Origin of the sequence: Shinella sp. H4-D48 (assembly GCF_022637395.1) — a bacterium.
Classification (GTDB): domain Bacteria; phylum Pseudomonadota; class Alphaproteobacteria; order Rhizobiales; family Rhizobiaceae; genus Shinella; species Shinella sedimenti.
In genome coordinates this window covers 818,839-844,382 of sequence record NZ_CP093338.1, presented here as the reverse complement: position 1 = coordinate 844,382, position 25,544 = coordinate 818,839, and the positions used below count along the sequence as shown (strand labels likewise).

The window sequence follows — 25,544 nt, the reverse complement described above, 5'->3', positions numbered from 1 at the left end:
GCCCACGACATATCGCATCCGCACGACCTTCAGCGACCAGCGCATCCCAGGGCTTAATTCGTATTTGAATGGTGAATTTTCCTGTGGCAGTGTGACCGCTCGGAGGAGGCACGCATCATGATCATCGATACCCACTTGCATCTCGTCTACCGGGATCGTCTGACCTATCCCTGGCTTGCCGACGTGCCGCCTCTCAACGCTGATTTCCCGCAGGAACCTTATGCACAAGAGGCTAGGCGTCTCGGTATTTCGGCCTCGCTGCATATGGAGGTGGATGTCACCGAGGTGGACATCGCGCGCGAGACGACGGTTATCAAGGAGCTCGCCTCCGCGTCGGGCAGCCTGCTCGTCGGAGCCATCGCGAGCTGTCGGCCGGAGCTGCCGGGCTTCCCCGCCTATCTCGAAGGCGTGCGCGCCAATCCCTTTGTGCGCGGCTTTCGCCGCGTGCTGCATGTCGTGCCGGATGATCTGTCAGAAGGTGCTCTCTTCCGTGAAAATATCGCACGGCTTGCCGGCAGCGGGCTCACTTTCGATCTCTGCGTCAAACCGCATCAGATCAAGCGTGCGATTGCCCTTGTCGACCTCGTGCCTGACGTGTCCTTCGTGCTGGATCACTGTGGCGTGCCGGATATCGCGGGCGGCGGCTACGATCTGTGGAAAGGTCCGGTTGCCGAGATCGCCCGGCGGTCGAACGTGACGGTGAAGCTGTCGGGTATTCCGGCCTATGGTGCAAAAAACTGGACGTTGGAGGACCTGAAACCCTACTTCGCCCATGTCGCCAACTGCTTCGGGTTCGAGCGCATGGTGTGGGGCAGCGACTGGCCGGTCTGCACGCTTGGCGGCGGCCTGTCTACATGGATCGGCGCCACGCACGCGCTTTTGTCGGGCGTCAGCCTGCCGGAAAAGGCCGGCGTTCTCTCCGACAATGCGCGCCGGTTATGGAATATCACCCCACGAGCTTAGTGCCGCGGTCAGAGCGTCTGCGGTGCAACGAACTGATAATAAGCCCAAACCAGCACGATCACGGCAAGGATGGCGAGCCAGATGCGGCCCCCTTGCAGCCTTGGCGTGGCTGGCTTCTTCTCCGGCTGCGGCTTGCGGCGTTCGAACTTCACTATATTGTCGTCGTCCAAGGCGTTCCTCCCGCTACAGTGCCGCTGACTTACCGATGCTTGGCCATCCAATGCAAGGGCCGTCAGTCACGGCCGACTAGTCTGCCCTGCCGGAAATCGCCACGCGTTCGAAATGACCACGGCCGAGATGGCCGGCGCCGTCGCGTATATCGGCGGTGATGGCGGCCTTCAGTGCGTCGGCGTCCTGCCTTGCGATGGCTGTCAAGGCTTCCGCGTGACGATCGACCTGGTAGGTCTGAGACAGGTTTTCGCCGGCCCGGCGCATGAAGGGGCCTAGCCGCAGCCAGAGAGATTCGATCAGGGGCAGCATCACCGTTCCGGGCCTTGCCTCGTACAGGGCACGGTGGAAGGCGAAATTGGCTTCCACCAGCCGGCGGAAATCACCCGCGGCCAGTGCCTTGTCTGCCTGCCGGTCGAATGCCCGCATGCGAGCGAGCCCTGGCTGATCGATATAGGGCATCGCGCGTTCGGCGGCGCGTGTTTCCAGCGCGATACGCGCCTCCAGCACCTCATCGAAGCCGGCGGAGTCCAGGTCCGGCACGCGGACACGCCGATTGTCGAGCAGTTCCAGCGCGCCTTCGGAGACGAGCCGGTGCAGCGCCTCGCGCACCGGCATGGCGCTGACGCCCAGCATCTCGGCGAGGCCGTTGATCGTCACCGGTTCGCCCGGTTCGAAACCGCCCGTCATGATGCTGTGCCGCAGCACGCGGTACACCCACTGCTTGGCGGATTCGCTCTCTTCCCGCCGCTCGCAAACCAGCATGCCCTACCCTCCCGTGCGCAGCTCGGCCCTTCTGTTTCTACAGGCCGACTTAGGGCTGAATTCTCAGCGGACTGCACGCAGAACTGATAATGTTGCGAAGCCGAAAATGACCCTTTACAGATTTGATCAAATTATGATTTGTTGTGATCATAAGCAAGACAAGCATATCACATAAGAGCCGTGATCGACGGTCAGACAATGGTAAGCCGGCGATCCGGACAGAGGAAGTCTCGGGTGTCGGTCGACGAACGGGGAACCGATGACTGAATCGCGAACGACTGCGGCGCATGGCGGTGCCATTGGCCTGCATGGTATCAAGAAATGGTTCGGAAACTTCCAAGCCGTGGACAATGTCACGCTGGATATCCGCCCCAATGAATTCTTCACGCTCCTCGGCCCGTCGGGATGCGGAAAGACCACGCTTCTGCGCATGATCGCCGGTTTCGAAATGCCGACCGAAGGGCAGGTCCTGCTCGACGGGGCCGACATTTCGGGGCTTCTGCCCAACCAGCGTCCGGTCAACACGGTCTTTCAGAACTATGCCCTCTTCCCGCACCTCACAGTGGCGGAGAATATCGGCTTCGGCCTGAAGATGTTGGGCCGTCCGAAGGCCGAGATAACGTCCGTCGTCAACGACATGCTGAAGCTCGTCCATCTCGATGGACGCGGCCACAATCCGGTCACCCAGCTTTCCGGTGGCCAGCAGCAGCGCGTGGCCCTCGCGCGGGCGCTCGCGCCTCGACCGAAAGTTCTCCTGCTCGACGAGCCGCTGTCGGCGCTCGATCTCAAGCTTCGCAAATCCATGCAGATCGAGCTGAAGCGTCTTCAACTGGAGACCGGCATCACTTTCGTCTTCGTCACGCACGACCAGGAAGAAGCGCTTACCATGTCGGACCGCATCGCGGTCATGTCGGCGGGAACGGTTCGCCAGGTCGGTTCGCCCTGGGATATCTACGACCGCCCGGCCGAGCGTTTCGTCGCCGACTTCATCGGCGAGACCAATTTCCTTTCCGCCGATGTCGTCTCGGTTGCAGATAACAGGGCGCGTGTGCGTCTTTCCTCCGGCGCTGAAATCTCAGCAAGCTTCCCGGCTGACGTTACGCCGAGTGGATCCGTCACCGTCGTGGTTCGGCCCGAACATGCGCGCGCGGGCGCGCCGACGGATACGTCGGCACTACGAGGCGTCGTGCACGATATCGTCTATCTCGGCACGGATACGCATGTTCATGTGCACCTCGATGACGGTTCGGCGTTCATGGTCCGCCAGCAGAATGCGCGCAGTGGCCATTGCGGCTTTTCCAAAGGCGATACGGTCGGCATCGACTTCAGCGACGACGTCGCTCAGATTCTGAGGGACTGACGATGAATGGTGCAGAACAGGTCGCGATCGAGGCCAGAAAACAGGATATCCGCTCCCGCTGGATCCTGAGCGCACCGGCCCTGATCATCATCTTCGTGGCGGCGATCGGGCCGCTGTTCGTGATGCTGCTGTATTCTTTCCTGGTCAAGGGCGATTACGGCGATGTCAAACCTTGGGAATTCTCGCTCGACGGCTGGACCTCGGTCTTCTTCCAGCGTGATATCTTCGACGACACGCTCGGGCTGGCGGATGCGCATATTTCGATCATCTGGCGCTCCATCCAGCTATCGTTCTTCACCACGATCCTCACCCTGATCCTCGGCTTCCCGACCGCCTATTTCATTGCGACACGGCCGCCGCATACCCGCGAAATCTGGGTTTTCCTCGTCACCATCCCGTTCTGGACGAACCTTCTGATCCGCACCTTCGCCATGCAGCAGGTCATCCGCAACGAAGGCCTTCTCAACAATGCGCTGATATGGCTCGGCATCATCAAGAGCCCGCTGCAGATCATCTATACCGACACCGCCAACCTGCTCGGCATGACCTATGTCTATCTGCCGCTCATGGTGCTGCCGCTCTATGCCTCCATCGAAAAGCTCGATTTCCGGCTGGTTGAGGCTGGCTACGATCTTTACGCGACACGCTTCCAGGTGCTGCGCAAGATCGTCATCCCGCTGGTCAAGCCCGGCATCATCGCCGGCTCGATCCTCGTCTTCATCCCCTCGCTCGGAGCCTATGTCATCCCGCGCGTTCTCGGCGGCGGCAAGAACATGATGCTCGGCAACCTGATCGAGATGCAGTTCGGCGCCGGCCGCAACTGGCCGCTCGGGGCGGCCATGTCGATCACGCTGATGATTCTCGTCATGGTGGCGCTGATCGTCTATGTCCGCAACGCCTCGCGCGGAGGGTCCGGGCATGTTTAGGTCGCGTTTCGACATCAAGTCGCAGCCGGGATTCGGCTTCATCACGCTTTTCACCTTCTTCGCCCTTTATCTGCCGATCGGCGCGTTGGTGGTTTATTCCTTCAATGACGCGGAATCGCTGTCGCAATGGGGCGGTTTTTCCGGCCGCTGGTTCGTCGCGGCCTGGCAGAACTCTGCCGTGCAGGATGCGGCGATCCGCTCTCTGATCATCGCGCTTTGGGCAGCGAGCCTCGCGACGATTGCGGCCCTGATGGCAGCACTCGCGACAACCCGTACCGCGCCCTATCGCGGTCAGACGTTGAAGTATGCGATGATCAACCAGCCGCTGATGGTGCCGGAGATCGTTACCGCCGTTGCGCTGCTGATCGTGTTCTCGCGCATCAAGGTCTGGACCGGATATTCCGGCCTCGGATACCTCGTCCTCGCGCATACCGCCTTCTGCATTCCCTTCGCCTACCTGCCGATCCGTGCACGGCTGGAGAGCATGGACCTTACGCTGGAACGGGCGGCGGCGGATCTCTACGCCTCGCGCTGGCAGACCTTCCGTCATGTGACACTGCCGCTCTTGCGACCGGCTGTGATCGCCGGTTTCATGTTGGCCTTTGTCATTTCGCTGGACGACGTTGTGATTACCGAGTTTGTCAAATCGGGCGGGCAGGATACGCTGCCGACCTACATGCTCGGACAGCTGCGCCGCGAAACCACGCCCGAGATCAACGCGATCGCCACCGTGTTTCTCGCGCTTTCGACCGTGCTGGTCGTGATCTTCTTCTTCATCAACCGGAAAAAACAATAGCCAAATCCGACAGACCAACGACAGAGAGGAACAGACATGAAATCGAAATGGATCACCACGACGGCAATAGCCGCGGTCGCCGCCCTGGCCTTCGCCAATGGAGCATCGGCCGCAGGCGAACTCAACATCTACAACTGGGGTGACTATACGAGCCCTGAACTGATCAAGAAGTTCGAGAAGGAGTTCGACGTCAAGGTCACCGTGACCGACTACGATTCGAACGACACGGCGCTTGCCAAGGTCCGCGCCGGCGGCCACGGCTTCGACATCGTCGTTCCCTCGGCCAACTACGTGCAGATCTGGGTCAAGGAAGGTCTCATCGAAGAAGTTCGGCCCGACCAGATGGAGAACTTCAAGAACGTCGATCCGCGCTGGGTGGACGTTCCCTGGGATCCGGGTCGTCACTACACCGTTCCGTGGCAGTGGGGCCTGACGGGCATCGGCGTCAACACCTCGGTCTACAAGGGCGATATCAACACGTCCGCCATCTTCCTCGATCCGCCGCCGGAACTGGTTGGCAAGATCAACGTCGCGCCGGAGATGAACGATGTGCTCTTCGCCACGATCAAGTATTTTGGCGGCGACTGGTGCACCACTGACAAGGAAGTGTTGCGCAAGGTCCGCGACAAGCTTGTGGAAGCCAAGACGAAGTGGCTCGCCATGGATTACAGCGTCACCGAGAAGCTGCCGTCCGGCGACTATGCCGGCGTCTACTACTGGAACGGCGCCATCATGCGTTCGCGCCTGAAGAACCCCGATGTCAAGATGGGCTATCCGAAGGAGGGCTTCCCCTACTTCATGGACAGCGCAGCACTCCTCAAGGACGCGAAGAATCCGGAAAACGCCAAGCTGTTCATGAACTTCATCATGGACCCGGAGAACGCCGCGATGATTTCGGCCTTCGCGAAATATGCCAACGGCATCAAGGGCTCGGACCAGTTCCTGCCGGAAGAAATGAAGACTGCGCCGGAACTGGTCGTTCCGCCGGAATACGAGAAGGCCGGCGAGTTCCTGCTGAGCTGCGAGCCGGAGACGCAGCAGCTTTACACCCGGATCTGGACCGAACTGCAGAAGTAATGCGTCGCATGTAACAAGGACAGCCATATGCGGGAGGGCTTGACGCCTTCCCGCAGACTGGCGGCATTCTCATGATCAAGACCTTCAAGGAAACGCACGGCTTTGCCCGTGCCGATGTCACGCTCGCCAACTGGCGAACGGCTCCCTACAGCCGCTGGACGTTCCAGAACGTGCGCGATTTCGTGCCGACCTCCGTCATTGCGGCTGAGTTGGTGAGCGCGGAGCAGCCGCTTGCGAGCGATACGTTCCTCGACGCGCCGATGGAGACGGGCCTGGCGGGGGCGGCCACCGCACGCGCCTTCCTCGACTTTGCCCATACCGACGCGTTCGTCCTGATGCGCCGAGGTGAGATCGTCGCGGAATATTATGCACCGCACGCCGACCCCAACGCGCCGCACCTTGTCTTCTCGATTTCGAAGTCGCTGACGGCCGTGGTCTCCGGTATCCTTGAAGCCGAGGGCATCCTCGACCCGGACCGCCCCGTTACGGACTACCTGCCCGAGGCAAAGGGCAGCGTCTACGGCGATTGCACCTACCGCGATGTGCTGGACATGCGCGTGAGCCTCGATTTCGAGGAAGCCTATCTCGATCCCTATGGCGCTTTCGCCCGCTATCGCCGCGCCATGCTGTGGAACCCGCCGATGCCGGATGTGGAGCCGGAGACGCTGGCCTCGTTCCTGCTGACGCTTCAGAAGGCCGAACGACCGCATGGCGGACCGTTCTACTACGCCTCGCCCAATGCCGACCTGCTCGGCGTCATCATCGAACGGGCGACAGGCGCCCGCTTTGCCGATCTGACTTCCGATCTGCTGTGGAAGCCGATGGGCGCCAGGAACAACGCCGAGGTCACGGTGGATGCCATCGGCACGCCGCGCACCGCCGGCGGCGTTTCCATAACAGCGCGCGATCTGGCGCGGCTTGGCGAATTGCTGCGAAACCATGGCGTTCGCAATGGCCGCCAGGTTATCCCTGAAGGCTGGATCCGCGATATGCAGGACAACGGCGACCGGGAGGCCTGGCAGCAGGGCCGCAATGTCGATCTGCCGAACGGTCGCTACCGCAGCCAGTGGTATCAGTCTGGCGAAGCCGACGGCGCTTTCTGTGCGATCGGCATCCACGGCCAGTGGCTCTATGTCGATCCAAGCACCGAGACCGTCATCGTCAAGCTCTCCTCCCAACCAGAACCGCTGGGTGACGAGGAAAACCAGGACGTCTTCACCTTCTTCCGCGCGCTTTGCCGCCGGGCAATCTGACCCTTCGAGGAGCATTCCATGCAGGCCGAAGCGAGCTTTATCATCCGCAATGCGCGGGTGCTGACGATGGACGACGCCAATCCGCGTGCGAGCGCTTTGGCGGTCGCCGGCAACCGCATCCTCGCGGTCGGCTCGGAAGCCGCGATCGATGCTTTTTCCGGCCCCGACACGCATGTTATCGACGCCAAGGGCGCGACGGTCCTGCCGGGCTTCAACGAAGCGCATATGCATATCTTCGGCGGCTCGGCCGAACTGCGGGAACTCTCGCTTGCCGGCGTGAAGGGCTTCGACGCGCTGGCGAAGGCCTTGCGGGATTATGCCGCCGAATATCCTGACAGGGCGCTGCTGATCGCCCAGCATGCCGACTACACGATCCTGTCCGATGACGAACGCGTGACACGCCATCACCTCGACCGCATCCTGCCGGATCGCGCCGTGCTGATCTTCGCGCCCGATCATCACACCGCCTGGGCGAACACGCTGGCGCTCAAGGGCGGCGGCATTTTCGAGGGCCGCGATGTCGGTATAGGCAACGAGATCGTCATGGGCGAGGACGGGCTGGCCAACGGCGAGCTGCGCGAAAGCAACGCCATCCGCCCGGTCTCGGCGCTCGGCGAGACGGGCGGTCGAGAGATGCTCGGCGTCGGAACGGGCGGTGATCCAGAGCATGTGACGGAGGAGGAGCGTGCTGGCGATATCGCGATCCTCAAGGAGGGCCTCGCCTATGTCGCATCGCTCGGCATTACCTCGCTGCAGAACATGGACGGCAGCCTTTATCAGCTGGAAATGCTCGACGAGATCGAGAAGACCGTGGGCCTGCCGGTGCGCGTGCGCATGCCCTTCCACATGAAGAATTTCATGCCGCTGTCCGACCTCGAGACGAAGGCCGCCGCCTGGCGGACGCGCTTCGATACGGATCGCCTGCGTTCGAATTTCGTCAAGCTGTTCATGGATGGCGTGACGGAATCCGGTACGGCGGTCTTCGTCGATGACTATGCGCACCAGCCGGGCTGGAAGGGCGAGCCGCTGTTCACGCAGGAGCAGTTCGACAACATCGCCATCGCCGCCGACAAGCTCGGCCTTCCAGTCGCCGTCCATGCCATCGGCGACGGTGCCGTGCGCATGGTGTTGAACGGATACGAGGCTGCGATCAAGGCGAATGGCAAGCGCGACAGCCGCAACCGCGTCGAGCACATCGAGGTAGTCCATCCTGACGATATCCCCCGCTTCAAGGAACTGGGCACGGTCGCCTCGATGCAGCCGACGCATCCGCCGGGCAGCGCCGGCCTGCCACTCGAACCGTATATGTCGTATATCGGCGAGGACCGTTGGCCTTATGCCTTCGCCTGGCGCACGCTGGTCGATGCCGGTGCGCCGATCGTGTTTGCCACGGACTGGCCGGTCTCTCCGCTCGATCCGATGCATTCCATCCAGTGCGCCATGTCGCGCACGGTGTGGAAGGAGGGCATGAAGGACGAACGGCTTTCGCTGCACGAGACGCTTGCCGCCTATACGAGGACCGGCGCCTGGGTCGAGTTCATGGAAGACCGCAAGGGCATGCTGAAGAAGGGGTATCTCGCTGATATCGTGGTGCTTTCGGCCGATATCGAGGCGACGGACTTTGCCGCGCTGGCGACGGTGCGGCCGGTGACCACGATCTGCGACGGGCGGATCACCTACCAGGCCTGATGAAGGCCCGGTTATGGCGGCACGACTGTATCCACGCGGCGGTTTCGCCCGTGGGTTCAAAGAGCATTCGGACGGGGCGCCGGAAGCTGCCTCGAATGAAAGTAGTAAAGTGACACCTTCCGGCGCCCCGTTCGGCGGTTTTTGCCTGCGACTTCGGTCTCTCTGCGATGACGGGGTGCGTGGGAACGGTGGCGCGCCCCTCCATAGACGAGGTCATGCACGCCCTCAGACTTACGATGCCGCAGCCATGACTGCCGGTCGGCATCGTCTTCCACTGCGCCGCGCGACAGGGAAACATCCCCCGGACGCCCCGCGGCGCATCCGTCCACTTGTGTGCCACACAGGCACGTCCGGTGAAGGCGTTGTCGAAAAGGCGGTCCGACGCCCCTCGCTTGTCCCTTTCCGGAGGGAGACCATTTTCTGCAGACCCGGTGCGTGAAGTCCTGCGTCCTTCCTTCATGCCCCGCGCCGACCCCGCCTCGCCGCAACGCCTTGCGGTGTATCCGAGGGCGGGATGGGAAGATTGTAGGCGCGGTTTTTCAGCGCGGGGATTTCGCGCAGATTTTTCATAGGGAAATCAGAGTGTACCGGGCGATCTGATCCCCTGATACGACCCCGAGGACCGGCCGCCACGCGCTCAGACGGGGCGATCGAGATCCGCCAGATAGGTGTTTTCGGCGCGGGAGGTGTCGTAGTCGGCGGGGCGGATGTCGGCGAAGAGCAGGGCCTCGCCTTGCGCCGGGGCTTCGGCGAGCAGCGTGCCGTCAGGGGCGGCGATGCGCGAGAGGCCGGCATAGGCGAAAAGGCCGTCACTATCGCAATGATCGACATAGGCGACGAAGACCTGGTTCTCGAAGGCCCGCACCTGGATCATATGGCTGGCGATGAAGGTGCCGGAGGCGCCCTCCGGCAGGGCGGTCGGGACGACGACGAGATCGGCGCCGGCACGGGCGAGGCGGCGGACATTCTCGGGGAATTCCACATCGTAGCAGATCAGCATGCCGAGCCTCAGCCCGCCAAGCTCGACAAGGACGGAGGCGGGTGTCGCAGGCTTGAAGGCGGCGCGCTCGTATTCGCCGTAGAGATGGGACTTGCGGTAGACGGCATTGGTGCCGATGCCATCGGTGAAGACGGCGCTGTTATAGACCGCCGTGCCCTCGCGTTCTGCAAAGCCGGCGATGATGGCAATACCCATTTCGCGCGCGATGGCGCTGAGGCGGGCGACCGTGTCGCCGGATGCCGGAGACGCGAGGTCTGAGAAGGACGCCTCCCCCGCGCCATAGCCGGTGACGGCGAGTTCGGGCACGACAAGCAGGCTCGCGCCGCCCTTCGCCGCATCGGCGGCGGCCGCCGCGATGCGGGCCAGGTTCGCCTCTATATCGCCGGCGATGGCTTTCATCTGAAGGGCGGCGATGCGCATGCTCTTACTCCTGATCGCGCGACGACATGGCGCCGAGCAGCTTGGGCAGGTCGCCGAAGCGCGCGACGAGGCCGAATATGGTGGCCGCGATGGCGACGAACAGGATCGTGACCGAGGCCATGGTGGGCGTATAGCCGTAGCGCAGGGCGTTGAAGATCTTGATCGGCAGCGTCTCCATGGTGAAGCCGACGGTCATGTAGGCGACGATATATTCATTGAGCGACAGCACGAAGGCGAAGGCATAGCCGGAGACGAGATAGGGCAGGATCAACGGCAGGACGACGGTGCGGAAGACCGTGCGGTCGTCTGCGCCCATTGTCGCGGCGGCTTCGACCAGCGAGCGGTCGATTGAGGAGAAGCCGAGCGACAGCGTCACCAGCGGCAGGGTCACGAAGAAGATGGCGTGGCTGATCACGGCCGTGGCCGGCTGACCGTAGAAGCCCGTCGCCGCCCAGAAGGTGAGCAGGCCGAGCGCCGTGATGACCGGCGGCAGGGTGAAGGGTGCAATGCCAAGCAGCTGGAAGATATTGGCCCAGGGCGCATGACGCCGCCAGAGGAACCACGCCAGCGGCAGCGCAATGAGAAGCGCAACGGCCGCCGATAGCGCCGCCAGCGTGATCGACGCGAACAGCGCGTTGCGCCACTCGACATTGGTGAAGATCTCTGCGTACCAGGCCAAGGAGAAGCCCTTGGGCGGGAAAGCGAGATCCTGCTTCTCGTTGACGGAGACACCCGCGACCACGATGAGCGGTAGGGCCAGGAAGAGGCCGATCAGGCTAAAATAAAGACGCTGAAGAAACACGGTCATGCGGCTTCTCCCTTGCGTCCGGCATAAATGGTGAGGCCGACGAGGCCGAGCGTGACAAGCACAAGGAACACGGCCATGGCAGCGGCGAACGGCATGTTCGACTGGTAGATCGCCTGGTCGGTGATGAGCACGGATAGCGTCCAGTGCTGCGGCCGGCCGAGGATCTGCGGCAACAGATAGCAGCCAAGGGCGAAGATGAAGACCATGATCAGCGTGGCGACGATGGTGTTGCGCAGCGCCGGAACGACGACAGTGAAGAAGGAGCGCACCGGCGAGGCGCCGAGCGTGCGCGCGGCTTCCGTCAGCGTCGGATCAAGCCGCACAAGCGCGGGATAGAGCACGAGCACGGTATAGGGCAGCGCCTGATAGGTCATGGCCGTCAGCACGGCGCCGAAGCTCGGATTGAGCGCCACTGGCTGGTCCATGATGCCGAGCATGACGAAGAGGTTGGTGATGCCGGCGGTGCGAGAAAACAGCGTCGACCAGGCAAAGCCGATGATGACTTCGGAGAGCGAGAGGATCGACAGCAAAGCAACGAGCCAGAGCACCTGCGTGCGCCGCCTGGCGCGCGACAGGAGATAGGTGAAGGGCACGGCAAGCACGACGCAGCAGATGGCGACCGCAATGGCGAGCATCAACGAGAAGCCGAGCACCTTGCCGAAGAAGAGGCTGAGGAAGCGGGCGTAATTGTCGAAGACGAAATCCGGCGTGTAGAAGCCAGACGGATTGCGCTTGAAGAAGGAGACCGCGATCATCGTCGCGAAGGGCACGACGAAGAAGACGATCAGCATGCCGGCCGGAAAGACGAGCGGGCTGTAATCGGTGAGTTTCTGCGGCGGCTCGCGTCTCATGCCTTCAGCACCACGCAATCATCGGGGTTGAGCGCAATGCCGACGCTCTGCCCGACGGCAACGTCCGGGCGGGCATTGGGCATGGAGACGGCGACGATCTGCTTGCCGGCGGCCTCCACGAAGGTCTCGATCGTGCCCCCGAGATCGCGCACGAAGGTGACGGTGCCCGTGATCGGCGCATTACCGGGTGCGGTGAGATGCACATCCTCCGGGCGCACGGAGATGATGCCTGATGGCAGGCTGTTCGGAATGGTGAGGCCGGGAACCGAGGCGCCCAGAACCTGCGTGCCGGCGCCGTCGGCCTTGAAATCGATAAGGTTCGTCATGCCGATGAAATCGGCGACGAAGGTATCTGCCGGGCGGCGGTAGATTTCAACCGGGGGCGCGGCCTGCCGGATCTCGCCGCCATTCATCACGACCACGGTATCGGCCATGGTCATGGCCTCGCGCTGATCGTGCGTGACGACGATGGTGGTGATGCCGAGGCGCTGCTGGAGCTGGCGCAGCTCCACCTGCATGGCCTCGCGCAGCTTGGCGTCGAGCGCCGAGAGCGGCTCGTCGAGCAGGAAGAGTTTGGGCGAGATGGCGAGCGCGCGGGCGATCGCGACGCGCTGGCGCTGGCCGCCGGAGAGCTTGGCGACCGGGCGGTCGGCGTAGCCGGTCAGGTGGATCATGGCGAGAAGTTCGTCGACGCGCTTCTTCTGTTCGGCCTTGCCGACACCGCGGATGCGCAGCGAGTAGGCAATGTTCTCACCGACCGTCAGATGCGGAAAGAGCGCCAGCGACTGGAAGACCATACCGAGGTCGCGCTTGTGGGTGGGCACATTGGTGATGTCGCGGTCGCCGAGGCGGATCGAGCCGCTTGTGGGAAGGTCCAGCCCGGCGACCATGCGCATCAGCGTGGTCTTGCCGCAGCCCGACGGGCCGAGCAGGCAGACGAAGGTGCCGTGCGGCACCGTCAGCTCGACATTCCTGACGGCGGTAAACGTGCCGAATTCTTTGGTGACGTTCTGGAGGGTCAGTCCGGACATTGGTTCTCCGCTCGGCGCGTTCGGTTCAAGGCACGCGGCCGCCAGCATAGGCTTCACGCTGGCGGCCGGGCAAGGTTTCGATGGATCGGGCGATCAGCCGGCGATCATTTCCGTCCACTTCTGGTTCAGCCAGTCGGACTTGGTCTGGTAGAGGTCGTAGCGCGGAATGATCGGCTCGATGTCCGACGACACGGCGGCGAACTCCTCCGCCGTCAGGTCGAGCAGATCGCGCTTGACGGTCGGCGCGGTGCCGACCTTGCGCGACAGCAGCGCCTGGATCTTCGGCTGGCTCATGTAGTTGATGAAGGTATGGGCTTCCTCGACCTTGGCGGACGCGCGCGACAGCGCCCAGCAGCCCGAATCCATGATGCCACCTTCCTTGGGGAAGGTCGAGCGCACCGGCTGGCCATCGGCCGCGGCAAGGCCCGTCACGTCATGATAATACTGGCCCATCGGGATTTCGCCCGACTTCAGCGACTGTTCGAACTGGGCCTCGTCGCGATACCACAGGCGTACGTTCGGCTTGACTTCGGCGAGCTTCTCGAAGGCCTTGAGGAGGCCGTCCTCGGTGTCGAGCGCGTTGGTGCCGCCGAAATGGGTCTTGGCGGTCACTTCCAGCAGGAACGAGTTGGAAACGAGCGCAAGCAGGCCGAGCTTGTCGGCATTCGCCGGATCCCACAGCGCATTCCACGAGGTCGGCGCTTCCTTGTAGACATCCGTGTTGGTCACGAGCGTGATGTACCAGGCGACGGCGCCGATGCCGGCGATGCGGCCATCCGGGTACTTGTTGACGAAATGGTCGATGAGGTTGGAGGCGTTCGGGATCTTCGCCACATCGAGCGGCGCCCACAGCTCGGTGGACTGGCCCTTGAGCATGGCGACCTGCGACATCATCGAGACGTCGGCCGGGGCCTGGCCCGCCTTGGCGGCCTGCTCGAGCTGGACCAGCCATGCCTCGCCCGTCGGCTCAGCGACGGATTCAACGGCGATGCCGGTTTCCTTGGTGAAATCCGCAAAGATGTTCTTGTCGAAGGAATCCTTGAAGTAGCCGCCGTAGACGCCGACCTTCAGCGACTTGTCCTGCGCGCGCAGGACGGCGGGCATGGCCAGCAGCGAAGCACCGGCAACGCCGGCGCCCAGCACCGCGCGGCGGCTGACATTGGTCTTGAGGATGTCACGCATGGTCGTCTTTCTCCTGTTAGGTCGGCCGGTCTGGACCGGCCGGCATGTTCCCGTTGTTGCTATTGTATGTCAGGCTTTCGCCGTCACGGAAGGGCTGAATACCATCAGGCTCAGAATTTCGAACAGCACCTGCGCGCCGGCATGGGCGCTGTTGGTCGTCGCGTCGTATTGCGGTGCTACCTCCACGACGTCGCCGCCGACGAGATTGATGCCCTTGAGGCCGCGGATGAGTTCAAGAACCTCACGCGTCGTCAGGCCCCCGATCTCGGGCGTGCCGGTGCCGGGCGCAAAGCTCGGATCCAGGCTGTCGATGTCGAACGAGAGGTAAGTCGGGCCGTCGCCGACGATCGCCTTCGCCTTCTCGATGATGGCGGGGATGCCGAGGCCGGTGACCTCTTCCGCGTGAATGACGGTCATGCCGGAATCGTAGGAGAACTCCCACAGATATTCTGATGAGCCGCGGATGCCGATCTGGATGGTGCGCTTCGGATCGAGCACGCCGTCGAGTACGGCGTTGCGGAACGGGCCGCCGTGGTGGAACTTCGTCTGGTCGAAAAGGCCGCCGGTGTCGCAATGGGCGTCGATATGGATCATGCCGACCGGCTCTCTCTTGCCGACGGCCTTCATGATCGGATGCGTGATCGAGTGGTCGCCGCCGACGGCGAGCGGGATGACTCCGGCATCGACGATCTGGTTGAAGCGCTTCTCGATATCGTCGTGGCTGAGTTCGAGGCGGTAGCGGCTCTGGAACGGCACGTCGCCGATATCCGCCACGCGAAGCTCCTGCACCGGCGCGCAATCAAGCACGTGGTTGTAGGGGCCGATCCGCTCTATGGCGCGCATGGCGCGGGGCCCGAAGCGCGAACCCGGGCGGTTGGTGACGCCGAGATCCATGGGCACGCCGGTAATGGCGACCTGGAGATTGCCGAAATCCGGGGCATCCGCCTCCACGGGCATGTAGGGGGCGGAGAGGAAGGTGGGAACGCCGGCATAGGGCGCCAGACGCGTGCCGCTCTTGTTGAAAATCTTGTCCGCGACCTTGCGGAAAGCGGGGTCGAAGATGTCGCCGCCGTGGCTCTCGCCGTATTTAGCCCTGAGCTCGTCGAGCTTCGTGTCGCTCATGATCCTGCCTCACCTGTTGAGATGCGGGCGGTCCGGGGCCGGTACGCGATAGCCTGATAACGTTCCCGGGGCTTTGCCCTCGTTGACAGCATTATCGCGGCAATCCATATGGAAAATCAATTGACATTGTTGTAGCGGTATTCGTGAGAAAAACTCACATACAGGTTGTCCATGGCTTCGCGCCTTCCGCCTCTCAACCCCTTGCGCGCCTTTGAAGCGACCGCGCGTCGGGGCGCCGTCTCAGCAGCGGCGCGTGAATTGAACGTGACGCATGGCGCGGTGAGCCATCAGATCCGTGCGCTGGAGGAATCGCTCGGGACGACGCTCTTCGAACGCAACGGCAAGCGCTTGAAGCTGACGCCGCAGGGCGCGCTGCTTTTGCCTGCCGTCACCAATGCCTTCAGCGAGATCGCCGCGGCAACCGCCCTGATGAAACAGCCGGAGACGCGCGGCGACATCACCATAAGCTGCGTGCCCGCACTGCTCTCGCTCTGGCTTCTCCCCAGGCTGAATACATTCACCGACCAGTTTCCCGGCGTGAAGGTGACGCTGATCGCATCCAACGACCCGCAACATCTGCGCTCGCTCGATACGGATGTGAGCCTGCTTTATGGCGACGGCAACTGGCCGGACTGCTGGACGCGGCTGTGGTCAAATCTCCGGCTTTTCCCGGTGGCGAGCCCCACCCTCCTCAACAGCCGCCCGCTGCGCTCCGTTCGCGATCTGGCCGATCACGCGCTGTTTCACGGCGATGACGGGCGCGAATGGAACACATGGCTGGCCGCCGCCGACGCCATCGACATGCCGCGTGACCGCCAGCATTTCATGAGCGATGCACGTCTTTCGACGGAAGCGGCGCTCTACGGACAGGGCATCGCGCTGGGCGACAACATCACGGCGAGCAACCTGATCGCCCGCGGCGAGCTTGTCGTGCCCTTCGACCTCTCGGTGCCGGCCAACGATGCCTTCTATGTCGCCTGCCGGCAGGCGCTGCGCCAGTCGCCCATCGTCAAGGTGTTCATCGACTGGCTCTTTGCGGCGCTGGAGGAAACCCTGCCCGAGCCGCAGGCCTCAGCCCGCCTGCATCTGCGCGGGCGCGGCGGCCGTAGCGCCGATGCCTACCGCGCCACCACGACACCGGCCAAGCGCCTGATACCAACAAGCCCTCCGCGCAAGACCCGCGCCTGATACCAACGGACCGACCATGCCTCGCTTCAATCCTCTCGTCGAAACCCTCGCCGCCCCGCCGATCCCCTCCGTCTTCGCCTGGGCAGACGCCTATGACGGGCGCGGCGGCGCGATGATCGACTTCTCGCAGGCCGTGCCGGGTTATCCGCCGCATCCGGACATGCTGAGGCTGCTGGGCGAATACGCCGCCTCGCGCGCCTATACCGGCTACGGCCCGATCGAAGGCGAGGCGGTGCTGCGCAAGGCCTATGCAGACCATCTCTCGGAAAGCTACGGCGCGGCGCTTGCCGCCGGCAACGTCCATATCACCGCCGGCTGCAACCAGGCCTTCATCTGCGCCGCCATGGCGGTGGCGGGTGCGGGGGACGCGGTGCTGATGACCGATCCCTATTATTTCAACCAGGAAACGACGCTGGCCATGCTGGGCATCAAGACCCGGTTTGCCGCCTGCGACCCGAAAAACGGCTTCCTGCCCGACCTCGCGGCGCTTGCCGCCGGCATCACGCCCGACGTGCGCGCCATCGCCCTCGTCTCGCCGAACAACCCGACCGGCGCGGTCTATCCGCCGGATATGCTGGGCGCGATCTACGATCTTTGCGTCGCGCGCGGCATCTGGCTGATCCTCGACGAGACCTATCGCGACTTCCTGCCCGCCGGCGCCGGCCGGCCGCACGACCTGTTCGGGCGCGCGGGCTGGGAGGATACGCTGATCGGCCTCTACAGCTTCTCCAAGTCCTTCTGCATTCCCGGTCATCGCCTTGGCGCGATCACGGCCGGCAACGCGGTGGTGACGCAGGTCGCCAAGATCATGGACAATCTGCAGATCTGCCCGCCGCGCTCGGCGCAGGCGGCCGTTGCCACCGCCATTCCGCTTCTCTCCGATTGGCGCGAGGAGAACCGCCGCGAGATCGCGCGCCGTGTCGAAGCGCTTCTCGCCACCATGGTTGCGGCGCCGGCGTGGCGTGTCGGTGCTGTCGGCGCCTATTTCGCTTTCATCGCGCACCCCTTCGCCGGCACGCCATCGGCGGTGGTGGCGGAGCGACTTGCCAAGGAGGCGGGCATTCTCTGCCTTCCGGGCAGCTATTTCGGACCCGGGCAGGAAGATTACCTGCGTTTCGCCTTTGCCAATGCCGATGTAGAGACGATCGGTAAACTCGGTGCACGGCTTGCCGGTTTCTCGATAAATGGGGCTTGACCTTCCTACGCGGCAAGGCGTCAGCCTCGATATATCTATCAGGGAGTTTGCCATGCCTGCCGAAAACAGCCTCACCTTCACCGTTCCCGACATGACCTGCGGCCATTGCGTCAAGACGATCACCGGGGCGGTGCTGGCTGCCTACCCAAACGCGAAGGTCGAGATCGATCTTGGGACCAAACATGTCACCGTCGAGAATGCCGGCGACCGTGCGGCGGTCGCGTCCGTCATCGAAGCGGAGGGATATTCGCCCGCCGATGCATAACAGGCAAAACAGGGCTTGACCTTGACATGATGGGAAGGTGCACGATCTATCCAAACAGGATGAAAGGTGCACCATGCTCACCACCACGGGACCGGGCGACCGGCAAACCATCAAGCTTTCCATTTCCGACATGACCTGCGCGTCCTGCGTGCGCAGGGTGGAGAAGGCCATCGAAGCGGTGCCGGGCGTTTCCGGCGCGGCCGTCAATCTGGCGACAGAGAAGGCCGATGTAACCTTCAACGGCGCGCCAGATATAGCCGCCGTTGCCGAAGCTGTGCGCGGCGCGGGTTACGGCGTCGGCGAAGAGGTAATCGAATTTCCCGTCGAGGGCATGACCTGCGCCTCGTGTATCGGCCGCGTCGAGAAGGCGCTGAAGGCCGTGCCCGGCGTTCTGGACGCCACCGCAAACCTTGCGCAGGAACGGGCGCGCGTGCGCCTTGCCAGGGGCGCCGCAACATTCGATGACCTCGCCGCAGCCATCGAGCGTACGGGCTACAAGGCGGTGCGCGTGGCCGCAGACACCCCTGTCGAGGACGACCGCCGCGCAGCGGAGGCGGGCGCGCTCAGGCGCGATCTCATCATCGCGGCCGTGCTGACGGCGCCGTTGTTCGTGATGGAGATGGGGGCCCATGCCGTGCCCGCCTTCGGCCATTACATCCACGAAACAATCGGCATGCAGACGAGCCGGGTCATTCAGTTCGTGCTGGCGACGCTGGTGCTTGTCGGTCCCGGGCGGCGCTTCTTCCTGAAGGGTATCCCGAGCCTGATCCGGCTTGCGCCCGATATGAACGCGCTGGTGGTGATCGGTACGCTTGCCGCCTGGATATTCTCCACGGTCGCGACCTTCGCACCGGCTCTCCTGCCGGGCGGTACGGCGAATGTCTATTTCGAGGCAGCCGCCGTCATCGTAACGCTCATTCTCGCCGGGCGCTTCCTGGAGGCGCGCGCCAAGGGCCGCACCGGCGAGGCGATCCGCCATCTCGCCGGCCTGAACGCCCGCTCCGCCCGCGTGATCCGCGACGGCAGGACCGAGGACGTTTCCCTAGAAAGCGTCGTGGCCGGCGATATCGTTCTGGTGCGGCCGGGCGAGAAGGTGCCCGTCGACGGCGAGGTGATCGAGGGCGAAAGCTATATCGACGAATCCATGATCACCGGCGAGCCGATGCCGGTCGCCCGCAAGCCCGGCGACACTGTGACGGGCGGCACCGTCAACACGACGGGCTCGCTCACCTTCCGCGCCACGCGTGTCGGCGCCGATACCGTGCTGTCCCAAATCATCCGCATGGTGGAGGACGCGCAGGCGGCGAAGCTGCCGATCCAGGCGCTGGTCGACCGCGTGACGCAATGGTTCGTGCCGGCCGTCATCGCCGTGGCGCTCATCACTTTCGGCCTGTGGCTGATCTTCGGGCCAAGCCCCGTCCTGGCGCATGCGCTGGTGAATGCGGTGGCCGTGCTCATCATCGCCTGCCCCTGCGCCATGGGTCTTGCCACGCCGACGTCGATCATTACGGGCACCGGCCGGGCGGCGGAACTGGGCGTGCTGTTCCGCCAGGGCACCGCGCTCCAGACGCTCGAAGGCACCGATATCGTCGCTGTCGACAAGACGGGCACGCTGACGCTTGGCCGCCCGACGCTGACGCGCATCGTGCCCGCCGATGGTTTTTCGCGTGACGAGGTTCTTGCCCTCGTGGCGGCTGCGGAGGTGCATTCCGAGCACCCTATCGCCGCCGCCATCCATGACGCGGCCGTCGCCGAAGGCGTGGCATTGCCGACGGCTTCCGGCTTTGTGGCGACATCGGGCCAGGGGATTTCCGCCGACGTGGCCGGCCGCAGTGTGGAGGTCGGTTCGGTCGGCTTCATGAAGGGGCTCGGCCTCGATGTCGCGCCATTCGCGGATGAGGCCGCGCGCCTGGCGGCGGAAGGCGCCTCGCCGCTCTATGCGGCCATCGACGGCAAGCTCGCCGCGCTCTTTGCCGTAACAGACCCGATCAAGCCGACGACGCGTGAGGCGATCGCGGCGCTCAAGGCGCTCGGGATCGAGGTGGCGATGATCACCGGCGACAACAGGGGTACGGCGCAAGCCGTCGCCGCAACGCTCGGCATCGACCGGGTGATGGCGGAGGTGCTGCCGGATGGGAAGGTTGCCGCCGTGCGCGAACTGTCGGCCGGTGGCGCGAAGAAGGTCGCCTTCGTCGGCGACGGCATCAACGATGCGCCGGCGCTGGCGGCGGCCGATACCGGGATTGCCATCGGCACCGGCACGGACGTCGCCATCGAAAGCGCCGACGTGGTGTTGATGGCCGGCGACATGCGGGGCGTGGCGACGGGCATCGGCCTTTCGCGCGCGACGATGCGCAACATCAGGCAGAACCTTTTCTGGGCCTTCGGCTACAATGTGGCACTGGTGCCGGTCGCCGCCGGGTTGCTTTATCCGTCCTTCGGCATCCAGCTTTCACCGGCTCTGGCCGCGGGGGCGATGGCGCTCTCCAGCGTCTTCGTGGTGACGAATGCACTAAGGCTGAAGCGATACAGGCCAGCGTTCAAGGGAGAAAAGGCATGAATATCGGCGAAGCGGCGGAGGCCACGGGCGTGACCGCCAAGATGATCCGCCACTACGAGCAGATCGGCCTTATCAAGGCGGCCGGACGCACCGGGGCGGGATACCGGGTCTATGGTCCAAACGACCTTTCGACGTTGTCCTTCATCCGGCGGTCGCGCGACCTCGGTTTCTCCATCGCGCAGATCCGCGATCTGCTCGCGCTGTGGCAGGATCGCGCCCGTGCCTCCTCAGAGGTCAAGCGCATCGCGAACGAGCATATCGAGGAAATGCGTGAAAAGATGCGGCTGCTGCAGGACATGGTGGGTACGCTGGAGCATCTGTCGGCAAACTGCCACGGCGATGCCCGGCCCGATTGTCCGATCCTGCAACAGCTTGCGACGGGTGATGCCGAGACGTCCTGCTGCTAGCCGCCTTTCCGCCCTTCTTGCCCTTTCAGGGGCTTGCGCTTTTTGCCGCGCCGAAGGACATTTGCTGCCGGAATGACAGACCGGCCCATGCAGGGCCGGCGTAACAAAACGGGAATGACGGGAGAAAAGCATGCTCGACAGGCGCAAATTCTATGTTGACGGCCAGTGGGTCGATCCTTTGAAGCCGAACGATCTGTCGGTGATCAACCCGGCGACCGAGAAGCCTATTGCGGTCATCTCGATGGGTACGTCCGCCGACATCGACCGCGCCGTGGCGGCTGCCAAGAAGGCGTTTGCGACCTATAGCCAGACCAGCACGGAAGAGCGGCTAGCACTGCTGGAGAAGCTGCTGGAAATCTACAAGCGCCGCTATGACGAGATGGCGCGCACGATCACGCTGGAGCTCGGCGCGCCCATCACCATGAGCACCGAGCAGCAGGCCGATGTGGGCGTCGGGCATCTGCAGGGCTTCATCGATGCGCTGAAGCGTCTGAAAAACCGCGAAGTCCTGCCGAACGGCGACGTGGTGCGCCGCGAGCCCATCGGCGTGTGTGGCCTCATCACGCCGTGGAACTGGCCGATCAACCAGATCGCGCTGAAGGTTGTCCCGGCGCTGGCCACGGGTTCGACCTGCGTGCTCAAGCCTTCCGAATTCACGCCGCTCAACGCCATGCTCTACGCGGAAATGGTGCATGAGGCCGGGTTCCCGGCGGGGACGTTCAATCTCGTCAACGGCGACGGCCCGGAATGCGGCGCGGCCCTGTCGCGTCACAAGGACATCGACATGATGTCCTTCACCGGCTCGACGCGCGCGGGCATTGCCGTCAGCAAGGATGCGGCAGACACGGTCAAGCGCGTGACACTCGAACTCGGCGGCAAGTCGCCGAACATCGTTTTCGCCGATGCCGACCTCGAGGGCCGCGTTTCCGGCAGTGTGCGCGAATGCTTCAACAATTCCGGCCAGTCCTGCGATGCGCCCACGCGGATGCTCGTGGAGCGTTCGGTGTATGACAAGGTGGTGGAGATTGCCGAACGCACCGGCAAGCAAGCCAAGGTCGGCAATCCCGAGGAGGCGGGCGAGCATATCGGCCCGCTCGTCTCGCACATCCAGTTCGGCCGGGTGCAGGCGCTGATCGAGGCCGGTGTTTCCGAGGGCGCGCGGCTTCTCGTCGGTGGTCCCGGCAAGCCGGATGGGTACGAGACCGGATATTTCGTCAAGCCGACGATCTTTGCCGATGTGAACAACACCATGCGCATTGCGCGTGAAGAGGTGTTCGGCCCGGTTCTGTCGATCATTCCCTTTGACACCGAGGAGGAAGCGATCGCGATCGCCAATGACACGGCGTACGGCCTTGCGGCCTATGTGCAGACCGGCGATCCCGACCGCGCGGAGCGTGTTTCCGCGCGCCTGCGCGCCGGCATGGTGCATATCAACGGCGGTCCGCACCGCTATGGCAGCCCGTTCGGCGGCTACAAGCAGTCTGGCAATGGCCGCGAGGGCGGCATGTTCGGCCTGGAGGACTTCCTTGAGGTGAAGACCGTGCACCGTCCCGAGGCGGCGTAGGAATATCGGACCTGGGCTGCCCGCTGCTGCGGGCGGCCCCGGCCCAGTCGCTCTCCTTCCCGCATTATGATCGGCCGTCTTTGACGGGACGTTGCTTTTTGTTTCGCTCGTCCTGAGAATGCCGGCGCGCCTCTGGTTGAAACCGCTGCGGTCTGATAGCCCGCTCGGCATCGCCGCTTCCTGGACGTCCGCCGTGCCCCCCATCGCATCCTCCCCGCATGCGCGCCTTGCGCTCATCGCCCTCCTTGTTGGGGGCATTGCCATCGGCGGCTCGCCGATCTTCGTGCGGTTTTCCGAGGTCGGGCCGATGGCGACAGCGTTCTGGCGCGTTGCACTGGCGCTCGTGCCGTTCTTCATCGTCTCGCGCGTGGTAATACAGGACGACAAACGGCCATCCTGCCTGCGCGATCGGCTGTTCCTGTTTTTGCCCGGCATCTTCCTGGCCGTCGATCTTGCAGCCTGGCACGTCTCGCTGCACATGACTTCCGTCGCCAATGCGACACTGCTTGCCAACCTCGCTCCGGTCTTCGTGACACTCGGATCGTGGCTGCTTTTCCGCACGCGCATAACGCCCGTCTTCCTTGCCGGACTGGCGCTGGCGCTCTCGGGTGTCGTCGTGCTGAAGGGCGGGCCGGCGGCGATTGGCGGCGGTCAGCTTGCGGGCGATGCAACGGCCATCCTCGCCGCGATCTTCTACGCCTGCTACATGCTGTCGATCGGCCATGTGCGTGCCCGGTACTCCACACTGCGTATCATGGTCTGGACGACCTTCTCCGCAATGACCTGCATGTTGCCGGTCGCCTTCTTCCTGGAGGGCGACATGGTGCCGGTGACGCTATTCGGTTGGAGCATGCTGCTCGGTCTCGCGCTCATCAGCCATGTCGGCGGGCAGGGTCTCGTCACCTACGCGCTCGCCTACCTGCCGACGGCGTTTTCGTCGTTGACGCTGCTTCTCCAACCGGTGGTCGCCGCGCTCCTCGCCTGGCTGCTGCTGGGCGAGCCGGTGGGGCTGATGCAGGCTATCGGGGGCGTGATCGTGCTCTTCGGCATTCTCGTGGCACGGCGCGGCTGACCAGTGTCAGTGGTTGTGACGCGGCGGCGTTTCCGCAATCCCGCGGAAATCGGCCGCCCCGTCGATGACGGCACCATCCGAGAGCTGCGTGACGGTCTGGCGATAGAGGCGCTGCCATGGCGTGGCATCTGCCGGCACGGCGGGAATGCCATCGGCCTTGCGCCTTTCGATCTCTTCATCCGTGACCAGCATGTCGCAGCGACCGTGTTCGAGGTCGATGCGGATGGTGTCGCCCGTGCGCAACCAGGCGAGGCCGCCGCCGGCAGTACTTTCCGGCGAGGCGTTGAGGATGGAAGGGCTATCGGCGGTGCCGGACTGGCGCCCATCGCCGATCGTCGGCAGGCTGGTGATGCCGCGCTTGAGCAGATGATCCGGCGGCTGCATGTTGACGACCTCCGCCGAACCCGGCCAGCCGAGCGGCCCGGCGCCGCGGATGACGAGGATGGTGCGCTCGTCGATGCCGAGCGCCGGGTCGTTGATGCGCGTGTGGTAGTCCTCCGAGCCGTCGAAGACCACTGCCCTGCCCTCGAATATGCCTTCGCGGCCGGGCTCGCTGAGATAGCGCTGGCGGAACTCCTCGGAAATGACCGAGGTCTTCATGATGGCGAAGTCGAAGAGATTGCCTTTGAGCACGAGGAAACCTGCGCGCTCCTTGAGCGGCGCGTGATAGGGGCGGATCACCTCGCGGTCGCTTGCTGCGCGCCCCTCGAGGTTTTGAGCCATGGTTTGGCCCGTCACGGTGGGACAGGTGCCATCGAGTTTTCCCGCATCGAGCAGTTCGCGCATGATCGCAGGCACGCCGCCTGCGCGGTGGAAGCGCTCGCCGAGAAAGCGGCCGGCCGGCTGCACATCGGCCAGCAGCGGGATGTCGTAGCCGTGGCGCTGCCAGTCGTCGGGCTCCAGCGCGACACCGGCATGTTTGGCCATGGCCATCAGGTGTGGCTGCGCATTGGTAGAGCCGCCGATGGCGGAATTGACGCGCACGGCATTGAGGAAGGCTTCCCGCGTGAGGATGTGGGAGGGGCGGATATCCTCCAGCACCAGTTCCACGGCGCGGCGGCCGGTGCGATAGGCGATCTGCCCGCGTTCTCGATAGGCGGCCGGAATGGCGGCGCAACCGGTGAGCGACATGCCGAGCGCCTCGGCCAGCGCGTTCATCGTGGAGGCCGTTCCCATCGTGTTGCAATGGCCGATGGAGGGGGCTGAATCCATTGCCGCGTCCAGAAACTCCTCTTCGTCGATTGTGCCGGCCGCGAGCTTGCGGCGCGAACGCCAGATGACGGTGCCCGATCCGACGAGGTCGCCGTCGTGCCAGCCGTCCAGCATCGGCCCGCCCGACAGGACAATGGCGGGGATGTCGACCGTCGAGGCGGCCATCAGGGCCGAGGGCGTGGTCTTGTCGCAGCCGGTCGTCAGCACGACGCCGTCGAGTGGATAGCCGTAGAGGATTTCGACGAGGCCAAGATAGGCAAGGTTGCGGTCGAGGGCGGCCGTCGGGCGCTTGCAGTTTTCGAAGATCGGATGGGTGGGAAACTCGATGGGAATGCCTCCGGCATCGCGGATGCCGTCGCGCACACGCCTGGCAAGATCGATGTGATGGCGATTGCACGGCGTGAGATCGCTGCCGCTCTGGGCGATGCCGATCACCGGCTTGCCCGAGCGCAGCTCCTCCGGCGTGATGCCGTAGTTCATGAAGCGTTCGAGATAGATGGCGGCCATGTCGATGTGGTCGCGGTTGTCGAACCAGTCCTGCGAGCGCAGCCGGCGTTTTGTCGTCTTTGTGTCCGTCATCATGACCCTCCTCCGCACCGACCGTACTGTTTCATTGCCGGAGACGGGGATCAACCGGCGGTGCGGGGATAGACTGACTTATGCAGCTATC

General features: G+C 63.9%; 23 protein-coding genes. 14 read left to right on the top strand and 9 right to left on the bottom strand.

Annotated elements, in window-relative coordinates; translation table 11 throughout:
- The first annotated feature begins 117 nt into the window (after nt 1-117).
- On the top strand, nt 118-963 hold the full coding sequence (locus MNR02_RS20965) for an amidohydrolase (RefSeq protein ID WP_241949201.1): 846 nt from the start codon (nt 118-120) through the stop codon (nt 961-963).
- Between the two features lie 8 nt (nt 964-971).
- On the opposite strand, the gene MNR02_RS20960 is transcribed toward MNR02_RS20965, so the two are convergent.
- Entirely contained in the window at nt 972-1,133 is a 162-nt protein-coding gene (locus MNR02_RS20960) for a hypothetical protein (protein WP_241949200.1), read from the bottom strand.
- Between the two features lie 76 nt (nt 1,134-1,209).
- Nucleotides 1,210-1,896 carry a GntR family transcriptional regulator gene (locus MNR02_RS20955; protein ID WP_241949199.1) on the bottom strand — a complete coding sequence of 229 codons (687 nt, stop codon included), beginning with the start codon at nt 1,894-1,896 and terminating at the stop codon, nt 1,210-1,212.
- A gap of 259 nt (nt 1,897-2,155) precedes the next feature.
- Here MNR02_RS20955 and MNR02_RS20950 point away from each other — a divergent pair, with 259 nt between their 5' ends.
- The 6 genes from MNR02_RS20950 (at nt 2,156) to MNR02_RS20925 (ending at nt 8,997) form a co-directional block, all read left to right on the top strand.
- Nucleotides 2,156-3,256, top strand: a complete 1,101-nt coding sequence (locus MNR02_RS20950) for an ABC transporter ATP-binding protein (protein WP_241949198.1) — start codon at nt 2,156-2,158, stop codon at nt 3,254-3,256.
- Nucleotides 3,257-3,258: 2 nt separating this feature from the next.
- The gene (locus tag MNR02_RS20945) at nt 3,259-4,182 is read left to right on the top strand and encodes an ABC transporter permease (RefSeq protein ID WP_241949197.1); all 924 of its coding nucleotides are present in this window, start codon (nt 3,259-3,261) and stop codon (nt 4,180-4,182) included.
- Nucleotides 4,175-4,978, top strand: coding sequence for an ABC transporter permease (locus MNR02_RS20940; RefSeq protein ID WP_241603345.1), 804 nt, complete (start codon nt 4,175-4,177; stop codon nt 4,976-4,978). The genes MNR02_RS20945 and MNR02_RS20940 overlap by 8 nt, the downstream gene beginning before the upstream one ends.
- Before the next feature lie 36 nt (nt 4,979-5,014).
- A complete protein-coding gene (locus MNR02_RS20935) occupies nt 5,015-6,055 on the top strand; it encodes an extracellular solute-binding protein (RefSeq protein WP_241949196.1) in 1,041 nt (346 codons plus the stop codon).
- Nucleotides 6,056-6,126: 71 nt separating this feature from the next.
- Complete coding sequence (locus MNR02_RS20930; RefSeq protein ID WP_241949195.1) at nt 6,127-7,308, top strand: serine hydrolase; 1,182 nt, start codon at nt 6,127-6,129, stop codon at nt 7,306-7,308.
- An 18-nt stretch (nt 7,309-7,326) separates the two neighbouring features.
- A complete protein-coding gene (locus MNR02_RS20925) occupies nt 7,327-8,997 on the top strand; it encodes an amidohydrolase (protein ID WP_241949194.1) in 1,671 nt (556 codons plus the stop codon).
- A 637-nt stretch (nt 8,998-9,634) separates the two neighbouring features.
- Here the strand turns inward: MNR02_RS20925 and MNR02_RS20920 are convergent.
- The 6 genes from MNR02_RS20920 to speB all read right to left on the bottom strand — a co-directional run bounded on the left by MNR02_RS20920 (nt 9,635) and on the right by speB (nt 15,411).
- On the bottom strand, nt 9,635-10,417 hold the full coding sequence (locus MNR02_RS20920) for a carbon-nitrogen hydrolase family protein (RefSeq protein ID WP_241949193.1): 783 nt from the start codon (nt 10,415-10,417) through the stop codon (nt 9,635-9,637).
- Between the two features lie 4 nt (nt 10,418-10,421).
- Nucleotides 10,422-11,225: an ABC transporter permease gene (locus MNR02_RS20915; protein WP_241603333.1), complete on the bottom strand. Its 804-nt coding sequence runs from the start codon at nt 11,223-11,225 to the stop codon at nt 10,422-10,424.
- A complete protein-coding gene (locus MNR02_RS20910; protein WP_241603330.1) occupies nt 11,222-12,076 on the bottom strand; it encodes an ABC transporter permease in 855 nt (284 codons plus the stop codon). Before MNR02_RS20910 ends, MNR02_RS20915 begins: the two co-directional genes overlap by 4 nt.
- Complete coding sequence (locus tag MNR02_RS20905; protein WP_241949192.1) at nt 12,073-13,107, bottom strand: ABC transporter ATP-binding protein; 1,035 nt, start codon at nt 13,105-13,107, stop codon at nt 12,073-12,075. The genes MNR02_RS20910 and MNR02_RS20905 overlap by 4 nt, the downstream gene beginning before the upstream one ends.
- A gap of 93 nt (nt 13,108-13,200) precedes the next feature.
- The gene (locus tag MNR02_RS20900) at nt 13,201-14,289 is read right to left on the bottom strand and encodes a PotD/PotF family extracellular solute-binding protein (protein ID WP_371746766.1); all 1,089 of its coding nucleotides are present in this window, start codon (nt 14,287-14,289) and stop codon (nt 13,201-13,203) included.
- A gap of 69 nt (nt 14,290-14,358) precedes the next feature.
- Nucleotides 14,359-15,411: an agmatinase gene (gene speB, locus MNR02_RS20895; protein WP_241949191.1), complete on the bottom strand. Its 1,053-nt coding sequence runs from the start codon at nt 15,409-15,411 to the stop codon at nt 14,359-14,361.
- Between the two features lie 171 nt (nt 15,412-15,582).
- Here speB and MNR02_RS20890 point away from each other — a divergent pair, with 171 nt between their 5' ends.
- From MNR02_RS20890 to MNR02_RS20860, 7 genes are all read left to right on the top strand, one after another.
- The gene (locus MNR02_RS20890; protein ID WP_241949190.1) at nt 15,583-16,599 is read left to right on the top strand and encodes a LysR substrate-binding domain-containing protein; all 1,017 of its coding nucleotides are present in this window, start codon (nt 15,583-15,585) and stop codon (nt 16,597-16,599) included.
- A gap of 16 nt (nt 16,600-16,615) precedes the next feature.
- The gene (locus tag MNR02_RS20885; RefSeq protein WP_241949189.1) at nt 16,616-17,794 is read left to right on the top strand and encodes an aminotransferase; all 1,179 of its coding nucleotides are present in this window, start codon (nt 16,616-16,618) and stop codon (nt 17,792-17,794) included.
- Between the two features lie 52 nt (nt 17,795-17,846).
- Nucleotides 17,847-18,059, top strand: a complete 213-nt coding sequence (locus MNR02_RS20880) for a heavy-metal-associated domain-containing protein (protein ID WP_241949188.1) — start codon at nt 17,847-17,849, stop codon at nt 18,057-18,059.
- Between the two features lie 73 nt (nt 18,060-18,132).
- Nucleotides 18,133-20,619 carry a heavy metal translocating P-type ATPase gene (locus MNR02_RS20875; protein WP_241949187.1) on the top strand — a complete coding sequence of 829 codons (2,487 nt, stop codon included), beginning with the start codon at nt 18,133-18,135 and terminating at the stop codon, nt 20,617-20,619.
- A complete protein-coding gene (gene cueR, locus MNR02_RS20870; protein ID WP_241603294.1) occupies nt 20,616-21,026 on the top strand; it encodes a Cu(I)-responsive transcriptional regulator in 411 nt (136 codons plus the stop codon). The genes MNR02_RS20875 and cueR overlap by 4 nt, the downstream gene beginning before the upstream one ends.
- Nucleotides 21,027-21,156: 130 nt before the next feature.
- Nucleotides 21,157-22,590, top strand: coding sequence for an aldehyde dehydrogenase family protein (locus MNR02_RS20865; RefSeq protein WP_241949186.1), 1,434 nt, complete (start codon nt 21,157-21,159; stop codon nt 22,588-22,590).
- Nucleotides 22,591-22,783: 193 nt separating this feature from the next.
- A complete protein-coding gene (locus MNR02_RS20860) occupies nt 22,784-23,662 on the top strand; it encodes a DMT family transporter (protein ID WP_241949185.1) in 879 nt (292 codons plus the stop codon).
- A gap of 6 nt (nt 23,663-23,668) precedes the next feature.
- Here MNR02_RS20860 and MNR02_RS20855 read toward each other — a convergent pair whose 3' ends face one another.
- A complete protein-coding gene (locus tag MNR02_RS20855; protein ID WP_241949581.1) occupies nt 23,669-25,453 on the bottom strand; it encodes an IlvD/Edd family dehydratase in 1,785 nt (594 codons plus the stop codon).
- Between the last annotated feature and the right edge of the window lie 91 nt (nt 25,454-25,544).